Below are 16,181 nucleotides of genomic sequence, written 5' to 3' on the forward strand. Positions count from 1 at the left end.
GGTGTGAACGGTTACAGTTATTATTTTTTGAGTTAGTTATCAACTGCTGTCACGTCCGTCGCATTATCAATCGTGGTATACTGAATAACACCGCCTTATACTCATTATTATTGGCATGCATCATGATTAAACCGTACCAGTTCTTAAGTTCAAAAGCAGCCAGCTCAGGCCCGCTGGAAAAGTTCGAGTTAGCGTAAATTTTTTTGTAGGTGCGTCCTACACCGACTTCCAGGCATTTCTGCCAATTGCTGGAACGCGGTTGACACAGATTTAAGCCGCAACCCATGTCTTAAATACTGGTCTTCCACTAACCAAGCAAAGGACGCTTGCTAAGTGGAATTTCACCGCTGAGCATTGGCCGAAACGCCTTCCAGTCGGGAAAGTATTCGAATGGCAGACGAAGATGGACTCAACTTTTGATGAATTCGTCGTTGCTTTTTATAAACTGTTATTTTGTTAATTAACTGTCAGTCTGAAAGTAATATTGTGGGAGCTCACCATTCCTCAAGCGCCATAGTAATAATCGGATGTCTCGACAAAGTGGTTAATGTAACCCTAACGTTTCGTTTAAGGTTCCGGTGTCAAAATAGTCAGTGACAAATTTTACCAAGTTAAGTGGCCGTTCATCTGGCCATTCGAGCGGGTTCCCGAAACGTGTTCGGTGCCACTAAATCCTGTGGCCCCTCACACTCTTGAGACTGGAGGGGCTGGGTGACAATGTTCAGTAGCCAAATTATTCTAAGCCGGAAGTGGGTTGCTTTCGGCTTAGAATAAGACTCGTATTTGAGACCAGGCGGGTTTTGCTCAGGCTCAAATCGACATTGAAGTGCCCTACAATTGTCATCCAGCCCTGGAGGTCGGAATAGGACGCGTAACGACTGACGAACAGTAATCTAACTGATACGTTTTAATCATGATTCATGCCAAACCTGATGAGTACGACACGTTTAATAATGAATTTATTTTTGAAGGGATTTGAGCTTGTGAATATTCGCGATATCGATCATTTGACCCTAACCGTTACTGACATTGCACGATCATTACGTTTTTACCATGAAGTATTTGACCTTCCCATTGTGACCTTCGATGGTGACCGCCAAGCGGTCTTAGTTGGCAAACAAAAAATCAATTTTCAGACTATTGACCAGTCGCATCAACCTATTGCGACTAAGCCAACACCTGGTAGTGCGGACCTTTGCCTGATTGCAAAGGATAATCTTGATGATATTCAGCATCACTTAAAGAGTTATTTCGTAGATATTATTGCCGGACCGGTCGAAAGAACTGGTGCCCACGGAAAGTTGACGTCATTGTATGTTCGCGATCCTGATAACAACTTGATTGAGATTAGTAACTATCATTAAAAGGCTACGAAGACGACTAGTTAAAGGTACCCAGCACAACTACTTACAAACTACCGAATAGTTACGCTGGGCGTCTTTCGCTATCATCAATTGATACGATGACTGATGCAACGCAAAAAAAGTTCCGCCTAAATCATTTCGATTTAAGCGGAACTTTTTCTGTAAACCCGAGGTCGACAGCATATGACTTATTCAGCTACGCCAATCAAATCACCGCTGGTCACATGACCAGTTGAATTAAGGGTTAGCTTATTAACATGATCCATATTGGTGATAACGACCATCATGGTTGTCGCTTTACCAGCTGACTTGATGGCAGCCAAGTCAACCGTCGCTACTGCGCTACCAGCCGCAATTTTATCACCAGTTGCGACGTGTAGTATGAACGGCGTGCCATTCATTTCCACGGTATTGATTCCCATGTGTAATAAGACTTCTAAACCACTCGTCGTCTTCAAACCAATAGCGTGTTTGGTCGGAAAGACACTTGTCACTGTCCCACTAACCGGAGCAACAACTTCGCCATCTTCGGGTTCAACCGCGTAACCATCACCTAAGAGTTTACCAGCAAACGTCTCATCCGCCACCGCACTAATCGGCATTAATTGTCCCGTTGCCGGTGCCCGTAAGACCGTTGTCACCGGTGCCTCCGTTACAGTAGCAGTTTGCGGTTCACCGGGGGTCTGTGGTTCAGCATCAGGTGCTGGGGTCGTCGCCACCTGACCGGAAAATAATTTTTGTAAAGCCTCCGCGACGAACTGGACTTCCGTGCCAATCACAATGTGAATGCTATGAACATCCAATACGTTCAAGCCAGGCACGCCAGCAGCCATTACGGCCGGCTGATCGACTTTTTCCGTATCCTTAAGTTGTAATCGCAGCCGTGTCGTACAGTTATTAATTACACTAATATTATCATGACCACCAATGGCCGCATATATCTGCTTGGCTTGGCGCATATACTTATCATCCGTTGCGGCAATCGCCACAGCCGGACTAACTGGTGAAGCCGTATCAACAGCATCAGTCGTCGCGGCTTCACGACCAGGTGTCTTCAAGTTAAAGCGTTTAATCGCAAAATCAAAACCAAAGTAATAGATAGCGGCCATCACTAGTCCTTGGACCAGCAACATATACGGTTGGTTCGCTAGTGGCATCCGAAAACTCAACAAATAATCCACTAGCCCACCACTAAATGAAAAACTAGCGGTCCAGTGCATTAGCGCTGCAAATCCTAATGATAGTCCCATAAAAACAGCGTGTAATAAATAGAGCGGCCAAGCCACGAACATGAATGAGAATTCAAGTGGTTCAGTAACGCCAGTAAAAAACGAGGCAAAAGCGCCGGCTAACATCAACGAACCGACTTCTTTTTTCCGTTCCGGTCGCGCATTACGATAAATGGCATACGCACCCGCGGGTAACCCAAACATCATAATTGGGAAAAAGCCAGCTTCATACATTCCGGTGATGCCTTTAACGCCATGGCTAGCCCAGAAATTGCCAATATCATTGATTCCAGCAACGTTATACCAGAAAACAGAGTTTAGGGCGTGGTGCAAACCAGTCGGAATCAATAAACGATTGAAAAAGCCATATAGACCAGCGCCCACGAAGCCTAATTTTGAAATTCCCGTTGCAAAGAGGACGATGGCGTCGTAGACAAACGGCCAAACAAGATACAGTACCGCCGTCACAATCAACATCACGAAAGCAGCCATAATTGGCACTAGGCGTTTACCACTAAAGAATGAGAGCGCCATTGGTAATTTTACTTCGTGGAACCGATTATAGAGGGCAGCCGCAATCAATCCCGCACTAATCCCAATCAAGACGTTGTTATCTAACGCGCTAAATGCTGGATTGATCTGACTCACTTTAACATTCAGCATCGTCGCTAACGTTGCCGGTTTCAAAACAGTTACCAGAACTTCAAACGCGATCAAACCGGCAATAGCCGCCGCGCCGTCCTTATTGACTGACATCCCGATTGCTAAGCCGACTGCAAACAGCAAGGCTAAGTTATTCAGGACAACGTTACCACCCTGAATCAAGTAATTTGCAAACAGCCACTGTTTTGGCAGGTAATTCCCAATCCCAACCAAAATCGCTGCTGCGGGCAACGTTGCAATCGGCAGCATCAATGACTGACCGATTTTTTGAAAATATGTCTTCATACCAATTTCTCCTCGTTCTCTTTTTAAGCACGTTATAAATCCTATCACAACATGTTTTCATTGCAAGTTTACAAGGCCATTTCAATGTATAGACCAATGAACAAGAAACCGATTTCAGCCTTACTAAGTTAAGTTTTTCTACCCACCAAAAAAGTTCTGAAATTTTTCAGAACTTTTTCATTAATATTCTTATTTTTCAGTAACTGGGATTTCCGGGTGCCGATACTGCCGCATCATTTCTGCTAAGTGGACTTCATGGGTCACAAACTCATGGACCCGACAAACATAGTCGTGTTCCCGTCCAATCTTGGCAATGTAACCGTTGATATAATCAACTTCGGTTGGCCGCCCCTTTGAGAAGTCTTGATACATTGATGGGTAATGGTACTTGTACGCCCGACTGACCGTTTCAACCGAATCAATTTCTTCTTGCCGTGTCTCAATGAGTTTAATACCTGCTCGTTCGCAAGCATCATACGCTTCGTTGAACATCTGGGTGGCCATATCCTTAACGCCCGGATATTCAATGAATTGGCCCATCTGAATTTCAAACATCGTACACAAACTATTAGTGACAGCGTTGAAAACAACTTTAGACATGCACATGCCCATAAAGTTATCAGACCAGATTGGGTTTAAATCAGCGGCCTTGAAGTCAGCCATCACTTGCTTAGTAGTCGCATCAATCACGCCCACATACTTACTCATGTGCATCGCCTCGCTGCCCTTAGGTCCCATAAAGTCAACGGCGCCCGGACCATTTAAGACCGTTGCAATCATGGCAGTACCGCCAATAATGTGATCTTCGGGAAAGTATTGCGCAATTTTTTCAAAGTGCCCCATACCATTCATTGCAGCAAAAACGTACTGATCCTCATGAAATAACGACGCGTCGCGCTTGAGTTCATCGGCTAACTGCATTTGCTTTTTAAAAACAATCCAGACATCTGGATGGCCTTGATATTCTTCAGGGTAATAAATGTTGATGGGAACAACGTGATGGTTCTGATGATCCCGCGCTACATCAACGCCGCCTTGCTCGCGGACCTTCGCTACGTTTGGTTCCCACGTATCGATAAAATCAACGTCTACACCAGCGTTTTCTTGTAACATCACGCCGTACCGATATCCCATTGCGCCCGCGCCAATAATGCCATATTTCATAAGTAAAACCATCCTTTCATCTTGCCAACTATGTGTGTACCCGTCAAACATCAATTCACGACGTCTCTAATCTTAGTCCACTGGACCGATCTCTATGTGTTGCCACGCTATACCTACTACTATGTGTCTAAGCTACTTAACGACTATGTGTTTTTTAAATAAATTAGTGCTATGTGTCACTTGGTGAAAAAAACGCCCTTTGAATAATCAATCAGATTATTCAAAGGGCGTTTACACGCGGTACCACCTTAGTGCTAACCGAACTCACATCCGGTTACTCATCACGTTCACAACAACTAAACGTGTGCACAATAATGGGTGCAACCAGTGAATCTCGTAAAATTCACGCCAATCCTTTAACTTTCCACGACTTGTCATCACACCTTCACAGCAACGGCACTTTCTGAGCATTACAAGTCGGTTACTCCTTAAAACATTATAGCTTTTCATCAAGTTTTAATGTTATAACCATAATATCATTTTGAGAGAATGTCAACCTTAAAAGCAAAACTTTTTTCAAAAACATGACCTACTTATCCGACACAGGTCACGAACACTAACCTTGCCCCACCTATTGTCGTCGTTCACTATCGAGTGTCGTTAGTAACGGCTTCCAATCAAGCGACCAAATCATGCCGAGTGCGTGATCCCCCGTCAAGACGCCTAAGACAGGACCGATGACGCCCGTTTTGACTCGCACAGCTGGAAATTGATAACGTAACTCGCTCGCCCAATCTTCCGCAATCTGCGCGTCATTAGCACTAATAACATCAAGTCGAACCGGCAATTGACTGGTCATCACAAATTGACTAAATTCATCTTGGACAGCCTGTTGCGCGTTTTTTAACGTTCGCTCCTTACCTAAGAGTTGAATCTTACCGTGCTCGTTAAACGTAATAATCGGTTTATTCCGTAATACCATCGTTCCGGCTAAACTACTGTTGTTATATATCCGGCCATTTTTAACTAAATGTCGCATCGAATTAACGATTAAGACGGTTGTCGTTGCTGCCCGCAAGCGCTTTAGCTGTGTTAAGATTTCAGCTAACGCGTAACCCGCTAATGCCATGGCCGCCGCTAACTTCACCATATTGGCCGTACCAGCACAGGCCGTCCGTGAATCAAACACCCGCACGTCAATCCCATCGACTGACGGCGCATAAGTCTTCAAATTATTGATCCAACCACTAATACCACTACTCAAGCCAATGACCAAGATTTGATCATACCCAGCCGCTTGCAATTGGTCAAAAACCACTTGCATTTCTGGCATTGAAATTTGAGAAATTGTCGGAATATCTTTCTCAACCTTCAATAACCGATAAAACTGATCAGTCGTAATATCAACGTTTTCATGATAAACGTGATTACCAAACATAATTGGATCATTCACCACCGTAATTTGGTAATCTTTTATAGCTTGCGCACTCAAATTGGCAGAGCTTTCGGTCACCACCGCAATTTTCATAATTTCACTCCTCATCGTGTCAGTCAAATAACTGCCACGTCCCGCTAATTAACTTCGATTAGCACGTCCATCAGCCATGATAAGTCCATGGAAAATCAGCACCAAAAAAAGACGCTCAGATACAGTATACTGTACCTGAGCATTCTTTTTCAAATCGCGACATTTACAGGGGTTGTAATCGTATTCTCAGACGTTTGCGGCCAGACCATGGTATTTGCAATCGGAATGAGATTAATCGGTAATTCAGCTCGTAGTTTGTCACGCTGGACAGCAGACAACGCGGCAATCCGATAACAATTGGCCGTGACGAATTCAACTGAGAAATCGGCCTCATTAGCGCGGCGCTTCAATTCTTCTTGACTAACGGTACTAAAACCGAGATACGTTTGTGTTAACTGGTCCAACCGAGCCACTGTTAACGGTGCAACTGGTTCGGGATTGCGAACAACTTGATGGTCACTAATCAGATGCTTAGCCGCCACTAAAACATCGTTAAGCACACTATTGGCCGTTGCCGTACTCCCAGCCCCTGGACCAGTGTACAAACCAGTTCCAATAGCCTCACTCTGGATCACGATTGCATTTTGAACACCATCGATTTGACTTAAAGACTGATTAGTAGGAACGGCTACCGGCGCCACACGACAATATAATCCGGTAACATGCTGCTGGATTTGAGCCAGTAATTTAACGCCCCAACCATTTTCAGCTGCTAACTGACAATCCACGGCTGTCAGCGCCGTAATGCCAACGGGACGAATTTGTGACAAAGTCAGCTCCTGACCAAACGCAAAGCGACTGAGGATCATTAATTTATAGGCCGCATCAACTCCCGCAACATCATTAGTCGGATCAGCTTCCGCATAACCGGCCGTCTGGGCGGCAGCTAACGCTTGTTCATAAGATTGACCAGCTGTCATGGCACTTAAAATATAATTAGCAGTCCCATTAATAATGCCACTAACAGACTGAACATTATCCGTAGCATAGCTATCCGTCAAGGTTCGCAAGATGGGAATCCCACCCGCAACACTGGCTTCATAAAACAAATCACATCCCCGCTTCTTAGCTAGTGCGGCCAATTCAGGCCCGGCCGTGGCAATTAAGTCTTTATTAGCCGTCACAACGGCCTTACCTTGATTAAGCGCCGCTACAATCGCCGCCTTGGCTGTCGCAACTGTTCCCATGACCTCAATGATCAACTGAATCTGTTGATCACAAACAACGTTCGTCAATGAATCAGTCAGCCGCGTGCCAATCGGTAACTGAACTGAACGATGGGCATTCAAATGATTAACGGCAACTGCTGCTAGGTGCAACCGAATACCTTGCGTTTGTTCAATTTTAGTTGCTGAGCGGGTCAACCGTTCAACCACCCCGCTACCCACGGTTCCTAACCCTAACATGCCCACTTCAATTGTCGTTGTCATTACAACACCCTCCGTTTCGTTCACTTTCAATCAGCACAAATTCATCATCAGCTAAATTTGTGCCAAGGCTTGATCCAAATCAGCGATTAGATCCTCCGCATTCTCAACCCCCACCGAAATTCGAATCAAATCAGGGGTCACCCCGGCGGCCAATAATTCCTGTTCATTCAACTGCGCATGCGTCGTTGAGGCTGGATGAATAATTAATGATTTCGCATCGGCAACATTGGCTAGCAGTGAAAAGAGTTGTAAATGTTCGATCAGTGCCTTACCAGCTGCTTCTCCACCAGTTAATCCTAAGGTGAAGATGGACCCGACTCCATGCGGAAAGTACTTGATTGCTAAGTCGTGGTACGGGCTATCTTCAAGTTCTGGATAGTTGATCCAAGCAACTTTTGGATGTGCCTTTAAGAAGGCCACGATTTTACGCGTATTGGAAACGTGCCGTTCCACCCGCAGTGACAACGATTCTAATCCTTGTAGCAACAAGAAGGAATTGAATGGACTGATGGTGGCACCGGTATCCCGCAGCGTTTCTGCCCGCACCTTGGTCGTGAAGGCTGCACCACCTAAATCGGCAAAGACTAACCCATTATACTGGGGATCAGGCGCCGTAAAGTCCGGATACTTGCCACTCGCACGCCAGTCGAACTGCCCACCTTCGACAATGACGCCACCCATGGTCGTTCCGTGTCCACCAATAAACTTGGTAGCTGAGTGCACGACCACGTCAGCACCGTGTTCAAGTGGTCGGACTAAATAGGGTGTCCCAAAAGTATTATCCACAATGAAAATAATGCCGTGGTCATGGGCAATTTTACCAATTGCTTCAAAGTCAACGAGGTTAATTCCTGGATTACCAATACTTTCAACGTACAAGGCTTTGGTATGCTCATTAATCGCGGTTCCAAAGTTAGCAGGGTCATCTGGATCAACAAAGTGCGTTGTAATACCTAACTTATTCAACGTTACACTGAATAAGTCATAGGTCCCGCCATACAGGGTATTAGCTGCTACAATTTCATCGCCCTGTTGTGCAATGTTTAAAATTGCGGCCGTAATTGCAGCAGAACCAGTTGCCAACGTCACCCCCGCCGTCCCGTGTTCTAAGGCCGCGACTCGCTTGTCAACTACGTCGGTCGTTGGGTTGGTTAACCGAGTATAAATATTGCCAGCATCAGTCAAAGCAAACCGGCCCGCAGCTTGTTTGGCGTCCTTAAAGACGTACGACGTTGTCTGATAGATTGGAACAGCACGAGCACCGGTTTCATCGACCGTTTGCCCTGCGTGGACTTGTAACGTTTCAAAGTGGTAATTTTCAGGATTCGTTGTTGTCATAATTAATAACCTACTTTCGTTAAATTCAAAGTTGCTAACCAGTTTTGATACAACCGGTCGCTTGCTGTCTGCCAACTGTAATCGACCGTTGTTAGTTGTTCAGTTGCAAAATAATGTTCAGGTAACTGAATTGGTAAGTGTTTCCGCCGATCACGGAAATATTCTTCAGCTAACGTTTGCCGTTCATATTCGGGATGCCCGGTGACATAAACCGCGTGCTGTTGCGGTGCGGTCAAAACAAGCGGTCCCACCTGTGGATTGTCGGCAACAACTTGCAACCCATTTGGTAATTGCTCGGGCATGACCAGCGCGGTGTGCCGTGATTGCGGCATTTTTAGTAAGCCCCCAGCACTCAGACCGTTAATCAATGGCGATTTAACATCAGTATTCGTCGCACGATAAATACCAAATATTTTGTGCGCCACAAGCCGCTTATCAATGCCAAACTGTGCGTAAAGCCCTGCTTGAGCTGCCCAACATTCAAATAAAGTCTGACCAACATGTTGTTGCGCCCAATCAATAATCACCAGTAACTCCCGCCAGTAATCGACCCTTTCAAACGGCAACGTTTCAACTGGAGCGCCCGTGACGATCAACCCATCAAAATACCGATCTCGAATATCCGCTAACGTCACGTAATGTGCGGCAATGACCGCTTGTGGCAAACTCTTAAACTGATGACTTGCCGGATACATGAAAGTCACGGCAACATCGGTTGTCCCGGCCGCAAAGCGCTTCAAAAATTGACGTTCCGTTGTTAGCTTCGTCGGCATCAGGTTTAAAATTAGAATTTGTTTCGTCTGAGAATTGACCTGATTATCCGTATTTTTCCACTCACCACGTGCCGCTAACAAGCCATTATTTGCTGTGACTGTCATCTAACCGCTTCCTCTCTCGTGTTCTTAAACAAAAAAAGCTTTCGTCCGTTAGTCTCTATACATAGAAACTAACGGACGAAAGCTTTCGCGTTACCACCGTTATTCGTTGCCATCTCACGATCACAACCTCGACGAGTACCCTAACATCTAGGAAACCCCGCAATATATCGGTTGCCACCGCATGCGTAGCCGCTACGACCCGAATCATGACTCCAAGCTCATCTTCACCGCACTTCTGATTACTTCTCTCACCATCACGAAGCTCTCTGCAAATCAGTTATGTGATTACTCTTCTCTTCAGCGTCTTAATCTTTTTTTAATTTAAAACTAATTTAACACCAGTTTTATTCATTGTCAACTCATTTTATTATTTTATTTTTGTTATGTTTTAACTTGAACCCGTGCTTTGAACACCCACAATCATATACCTGTTTGGCAGCAATTACGCATCCTAGGCCGATCTCCAGGTGATAATTGTAGGACACTTCAACCTAATACGCTAATTTAAAAATAAGTACATTATCTTGTTAAATCGACTACTGAATAACAAATTGACCGTTTATAAAGAATAGCGCCCAATCCATCAGAGGTTGAGGGACATCTTTATCAGACACTCGAATACCATCCCGACTAGAAATCGGCGTAGGACGAACCAACTAAGCACATTTACACTCAGCTAGCTGTTTTGGACTTAAGCTATCCAATAACTTATAAGCATCCGCATATCACAAGGTTTTCACCACAAATTTTAATATTTGTTGAAATTTATCCTTGACACTTTTTTCGTCTTTGCCTATACTGAACACATTCAATAACGAAAGCGAGGAACCAAGATGTCAAAGTCAATTACTAACTTGAACAGTTCATGGCAAAGCCGGCCGTTCAGATTGTAATACCGTCCACACGGATACAATCTGGCAAACAGTTTGTATCTGTGCTGGCTAACTTTGATATTCAAAGAAGTCTGCATGGGTTTTAAACACAGCAGGCTTCGGTTCCGTAAAGGGCAAACCAGAGCTTACTGGTTTGCCCTTTTTTATTGGCTTTGAACTTGCCCGAACTTAAGAAATCTTTTGAGGTGATTAGATTGAAACGTATGATTGCATTTATTAGTGCCCTGATCGTCTTTCTAGGGGTAGCCTTTGTTATGACTGGCAAAACTACCGCTACGAAAACGACCAGTACAAAGAAAGTGCCAACAGTTGGCATTCTTCAGCTTCAGACCCACCCCGCCCTCGATGCGATTCATCGAGGCGTGGTCGCAGGTTTAAAAGAAAACGGCTACGTCGCTGGTAAAACCGTTAAGATTGATTATCAAAACGCACAAGGCGATCAGAGTAACCTGAAAACGATGAGCCAGAAATTCATGAATGAAAACGCGACATTAACAGTTGGGATTGCCACCCCCGCAGCACAAGCACTTGCCTCAGCGGCGAACAAACAAACTCCTGTCATGCTAGCGGGAATCACCGATCCATCTGGTAGTGGTCTCATCAAAAGTGATCAGCATCCAGGTGCTAACATTACTGGGACTTCAGGCGAATCACCTCTGAAATCACACTTAGATTTATTACGCAAATTAGTGCCAAGCGCTAAAACAATCGGCATTATCTATACCACGTCAGATCACGGTGGTGAATATAATGCCAAAAAGTTTGCTCGAATTTGTAAACAAGCAGGCGTGAAGTACAAGTTATACACGATTGCGAACACGAACGACATGCAACAAGTTGCTGAAACGATGGCCGCTAATGTTGATGCCGTTTACGCGCCCCAAGACAATGGTGTTGCTAGCGCCATGAAGACCCTTGTCTCCGTAACAAACAAGGCTAAAATTCCAGTTATTCCGGCCGTTGATACGATGGTTAAAGCGGGCGGCCTCGCAACCTTATCCGTTGATCAATATCAACTTGGTAAGCTAACCGGAGAAATGGCTGCTAAAGTTTTGAAAGGTAAAGCAACGAGTGATTACCCAATCAAAGTGATTACTAAGGGTAAGATGACCATCAATTTGAGTGAAGCTAAAAAACTCGGCATCAAGTTCCCTGCTAGTGTTATTAAAGAAGCCAAGACGAAAGGGGTTATTTACAAATGAGTATGATCGTATCAAGCATTGGCCAGGGTCTCTTATGGGCTACCCTTGGCGTCGCATTATTTTTGACATTCCGAATCCTTGACTTTCCTGACATGACCGTTGAAGGTACTTTCCCGCTCGGCGCAGCAACTGCCGTCATGGCAATCAGCCATGGAATGGGACCCATCACCGCTTCCCTGCTAGCCTTCGTTGCAGGCGCGATTACTGGACTGGTAACCGGCCTACTTTATACCAAGGGTAAAGTGCCAATTCTCTTAGCTGGTATTCTGGTGATGACCGCGTGCTTATCAATCAATTTACGCATTATGGGTGGCAGCTCCAACGTCTCACTACTTGGCAAACAAACCATTTTTTCTAATTACTTTTTAGAATCATTACCTAAGTATTTTGACAGCGTCTTTGTTGGCCTCGTTGTCATTAGTATCATTACCGTGCTACTAATTGTCTTTTTGCAGACTAACCTCGGTCAAGCCTTCATTGTCACTGGTGACAATCGTGAGATGGCCCGTTCAATTGGTATCAATACCGACAACATGACTATCATGGGCTTAATGGTCTCCAACGGCATCATTGGCCTTGGTGGCGCGCTGATTGCCCAAAATAACGGTTATGCCGATGTTAGCATGGGGATTGGGATTATTGTAATCGCACTAGCTTCGATCATCATCGGTGAAGTCGTCTTTGGCGAATTGACATTGAACCAACGACTCGTTGCGGTCACACTTGGTAGTATCTTGTACCAGTTCGTGCGCTTATTAGTCCTCCAATTGGGATTCAACACCAACGATATGAATTTATTATCCGCATTGATTTTGGCTATCTGCCTGATGCTGCCTCAATTCAATAAAGTCTTACACCTTAGTCATGTTTTGAAGAAGGGAGTGGCCCGTTATGACGAACAATAACGCTCCATTATTATCATTAAAAAACATCGTCACTAAAGTTAATCCCGGAACCCCGAATGAGGTTAAAATCTTGCGGGGACTCAACCTAGACGTCTATGACGGGGATTTTATTACCGTCCTCGGTTCCAACGGTGCTGGTAAATCGACCCTCTTTAATACGATCAGTGGTGAATTACCCGTTGATAGTGGCACCATCCAATTACGAGATCACGATATTACCCGACTTTCCGTTGAAAAACGGACGGCCTTCCTGGCGCGGGTCTTCCAAGATCCTAAAATGGGGACCGCACCACGAATGACCGTTGCCGAAAACTTACTGCTCGCTAGTCAACGTGGCAAACGGCGTACGTTGAAATTACGGCAATTAAAAAAGCATCTGCCACACTTCCAGGCCCTGACAGAAACCATGGACGGCAACGGTCTTTCTGAGCGACTCAATACCGCGACTGAAAATCTATCTGGTGGTCAACGACAAGCGCTGAGCTTTTTAATGGCAACTGAACAGCGTCCCGACCTCTTGTTATTAGATGAACACACGGCCGCCCTTGATCCCAAAACCAGCGCCCAGCTTATGACGCAAACTAATCAGCGCGTTACAGAAGAAAAACTAACTTGTTTGATGATTACACATCACTTAGATGACGCACTTAAGTACGGTAACCGCCTGATTGTCCTTGATCAGGGCCAAATCAAGTACGATGTTCGTGATGCGGAAAAAGCACAACTAACAAAGGAAAAACTGTTAAGTTTCTTCGATATTATTGAATAAATTAAGTCTAACCTGCTAATACTGACACCCAGTCATCAATTTTTTGATGATTGGGTGCTTTTTTTACAGCTAATTGTAACCGTTTTAGTTGTGAACAATTTATTTTAGTGCTATATTCTAACTAGAATATTTCTAAACTGAGTGGTGTCGACATGCACAACCATTTCTAGTTGATAATTTAGAATAATTACAAACTACCCTTGTCGACAAACTTAGTTCGTGTTATATTCTATTTAGAACAGTTCTAAACTAAAATTTGGAGGCTTTACAATTATGAAAGTTATTGTCGTTGGTTCTTCTCATGGTGGTTATGAAACGGTTCGCGGTATTTTAGCCGCTCAACCAGATACGGAAATTCAATGGTACGAAAAAGGCGATTTTCTGTCATTCCTCTCATGCGGGATGCAGTTATACCTCGAAGGTACCGTTAAAGACGTTAACGCCGTCAGCTATGCCACGCCTGCTGGCATGCAAGCCCAAGGCGTTCACGTCTTTGTAAATAGTGAAATTAGTAAGGTCGACCCTGCTAGTCACAGTGTGCACGTCATTGACCACGCCACTGGTGACGAACGTGATGAAGCTTATGACAAGCTAGTCCTAAGTGTCGGCGCAGTACCATTTGACCTACCAGTACCCGGCCATGACTTAGCCAACATCTACGCAATGCGTGGACGCGACTGGGCCATCAAATTAAAGGCCAAGACCGTTGACCCTAGCGTTAAGAATGTGGTTGTCATTGGCTCCGGTTATATCGGTATCGAAGCGGCTGAAGTCTTTGCTAAAGCCGGCATGCACGTCACGGTTATCGACTTATTACCACGTTTACTCAGCCTTTATCTTGATCAAGAATTCACGGATATCTTGACTAATACGATGGCCGATCACGGCATCTATGCCGCCGTTGGCCAAGGTATTAAATCGTATGAAGGCGTTGATGGCCACGTCACCAAAGTGGTGACCGACCAAGGCGAATATCCAGCTGACCTAGTCGTAACCGCCGCCGGAATTCGGCCAGCAACTGGCTTCTTGAAGGGCGTTGTCGACTTGGATGATCACGGTTTGATCAAGATCAACGACCATCTCCAAACGAGTGACACTGACATTTACGCCGTTGGGGACGCGACCTTAGTCCCATTTGCCCCTACTGGCAAGGATAACCGCATTGCGTTAGCCACTAACGCTCGTCGGCAAGGTCGAATTGCCGCTAAGAACTTACTTGGCGAAAATGTCCCAATGCCCGCCGTTTCTGGTTCATCCGCACTTTCCGTCTTTGACTATCACTTTGCTTCCACTGGTATTAAAGAAGGTACCGCTGATAAACTGGGCGTCAAGACAGCATCCGTGTTAGTCACCGATACCATTCGGCCTAAGTTTGTCTCTGAAGACGCTGGCAACACCAAGGTTTGGTTCAAATTGACCTTTGACCCAACTGATGGTCGCGTGCTTGGTGCGCAAATCATGTCGAAGTACGATGTTACTGCTAACATCAACGCCATCTCAGTGGCTATTCAAGCTAAACTGACTGTTGCTGACTTAGCTTACACGGACTTCTTCTTCCAACCAGGCTTTGACCGTCCTTGGAACATCATCAACGTCGCTGCCCAAAAAGCAGCCGCAACCTTAAACTAAATCAATTAGGCCTTAATTAAGCCATGAAACATCAAACGGATCCCTCAGCCACACATCGCTGAAGAATCCGTTTTTCAATGCCAGTCATCAGAATTGACAGTGTAACAAGTTTATTTTCAGATATCATTTCATGAAACACCATGCTAGACGTTGTACTAAGTTATTACTGAGCATCAATCGTGATTAAAACGTGCCAGTTAGTTTACTGTTCGTCAGCCGGTGTGCGTCCTATTCCGACCTCCGGGGCTGGGTGCCAATTGCTGGAACGCAGCCGACGTCGATTTGAGCTAACGCCCAACCCGCGTCATCTCAAATACGAGTCTTATTCTAAGCCGGAAGCAGACCACTTCCGACTAAGAATAATTTGGCTACTGAGCATTGTCACCCAGCCCCTCCAGTCTCAAGCCTGTGAGGGCCACGGGTTGTGCCTAGCCAACGGATTAATGTGGTTTGGCATTAGTCCATTGGTGTAGCAAGCACAGGCTTCAGTGGCACCGAACACGTTTCGGGTAAGCCGCTCGTATGGCTGATGAACGATCACTTAACTTGGTACAATTGGTTGTTGGTTATTTTGAAACTGGAGCTTCGATTAAGCGTTAAGTTGACGTCGATCATTTTAGCCATTCCAATACTAAGCATCGCGATTTAGACATAGTTGAGCTGGCATAATCGCATTTCTTGTCTCACAGACAAATAACAAGATTATCGGTTGAGAAGAATAACGATCAATCCATCAAAAATTGGGTACATCCATATCTGTCATTCAAACACTGTCCCGGCTGGAAGGTATTTTTGCCAATGCTCAGCGGTGAAATTCCACTTAGCAAGCGTTCTTTGCTTGGTTAGTGGAAGGCCAGTATTTGAGACATGGGTTGCGGCTCAAATCTGTGCCCACCGCGTTCCAGCAATTGGCAAAAATGCCTGGAGGTCGGTTTAGGACGAACCATCAAAGCATGTTTACGCT

11 protein-coding genes are annotated in these 16,181 nt (G+C 45.1%); 5 read left to right on the forward strand and 6 right to left on the reverse strand.

What is annotated here, in order from left to right; genetic code table 11:
- The first annotated feature begins 983 nt into the window (after positions 1–983).
- The gene (locus RXV91_RS11220; RefSeq protein ID WP_316439956.1) at positions 984–1,364 is read left to right on the forward strand and encodes a VOC family protein; all 381 of its coding nucleotides are present in this window, start codon (positions 984–986) and stop codon (positions 1,362–1,364) included.
- A 188-nt stretch (positions 1,365–1,552) separates the two neighbouring features.
- Here RXV91_RS11220 and nagE read toward each other — a convergent pair whose 3' ends face one another.
- The 6 genes from nagE to RXV91_RS11250 all read right to left on the reverse strand — a co-directional run bounded on the left by nagE (position 1,553) and on the right by RXV91_RS11250 (position 9,819).
- Positions 1,553–3,541, reverse strand: coding sequence for an N-acetylglucosamine-specific PTS transporter subunit IIBC (nagE, locus tag RXV91_RS11225; protein ID WP_316439917.1), 1,989 nt, complete (start codon positions 3,539–3,541; stop codon positions 1,553–1,555).
- A 189-nt stretch (positions 3,542–3,730) separates the two neighbouring features.
- On the reverse strand, positions 3,731–4,705 hold the full coding sequence (locus RXV91_RS11230) for a 2-dehydropantoate 2-reductase (protein WP_316439919.1): 975 nt from the start codon (positions 4,703–4,705) through the stop codon (positions 3,731–3,733).
- A 571-nt stretch (positions 4,706–5,276) separates the two neighbouring features.
- Positions 5,277–6,173 carry a DegV family protein gene (locus tag RXV91_RS11235; RefSeq protein ID WP_316439920.1) on the reverse strand — a complete coding sequence of 299 codons (897 nt, stop codon included), beginning with the start codon at positions 6,171–6,173 and terminating at the stop codon, positions 5,277–5,279.
- 149 nt (positions 6,174–6,322) lie between these two features.
- On the reverse strand, positions 6,323–7,603 hold the full coding sequence (locus RXV91_RS11240; RefSeq protein ID WP_316439921.1) for a homoserine dehydrogenase: 1,281 nt from the start codon (positions 7,601–7,603) through the stop codon (positions 6,323–6,325).
- A gap of 51 nt (positions 7,604–7,654) precedes the next feature.
- Positions 7,655–8,941 carry an O-acetylhomoserine aminocarboxypropyltransferase/cysteine synthase family protein gene (locus RXV91_RS11245; RefSeq protein WP_316439922.1) on the reverse strand — a complete coding sequence of 429 codons (1,287 nt, stop codon included), beginning with the start codon at positions 8,939–8,941 and terminating at the stop codon, positions 7,655–7,657.
- Between the two features lie 2 nt (positions 8,942–8,943).
- Complete coding sequence (locus RXV91_RS11250) at positions 8,944–9,819, reverse strand: homoserine O-succinyltransferase (RefSeq protein ID WP_316439923.1); 876 nt, start codon at positions 9,817–9,819, stop codon at positions 8,944–8,946.
- A gap of 1,096 nt (positions 9,820–10,915) precedes the next feature.
- On the opposite strand from RXV91_RS11250, the gene trpX reads away from it, so the two are divergent.
- The 4 genes from trpX to RXV91_RS11270 all read left to right on the forward strand — a co-directional run bounded on the left by trpX (position 10,916) and on the right by RXV91_RS11270 (position 15,217).
- Complete coding sequence (trpX, locus tag RXV91_RS11255; RefSeq protein WP_316439957.1) at positions 10,916–11,914, forward strand: tryptophan ABC transporter substrate-binding protein; 999 nt, start codon at positions 10,916–10,918, stop codon at positions 11,912–11,914.
- Positions 11,911–12,819 carry an ABC transporter permease subunit gene (locus RXV91_RS11260; protein WP_316439924.1) on the forward strand — a complete coding sequence of 303 codons (909 nt, stop codon included), beginning with the start codon at positions 11,911–11,913 and terminating at the stop codon, positions 12,817–12,819. The genes trpX and RXV91_RS11260 overlap by 4 nt, the downstream gene beginning before the upstream one ends.
- A complete protein-coding gene (locus RXV91_RS11265; protein ID WP_021732698.1) occupies positions 12,806–13,588 on the forward strand; it encodes an ABC transporter ATP-binding protein in 783 nt (260 codons plus the stop codon). The genes RXV91_RS11260 and RXV91_RS11265 overlap by 14 nt, the downstream gene beginning before the upstream one ends.
- A 273-nt stretch (positions 13,589–13,861) precedes the next feature.
- Positions 13,862–15,217 carry an FAD-dependent oxidoreductase gene (locus tag RXV91_RS11270; RefSeq protein WP_316439925.1) on the forward strand — a complete coding sequence of 452 codons (1,356 nt, stop codon included), beginning with the start codon at positions 13,862–13,864 and terminating at the stop codon, positions 15,215–15,217.
- Positions 15,218–16,181 lie beyond the last annotated feature (964 nt).

Origin of the sequence: Lactiplantibacillus sp. DA1, assembly GCF_032681335.1 — a bacterium.
GTDB lineage: Bacteria > Bacillota > Bacilli > Lactobacillales > Lactobacillaceae > Lactiplantibacillus.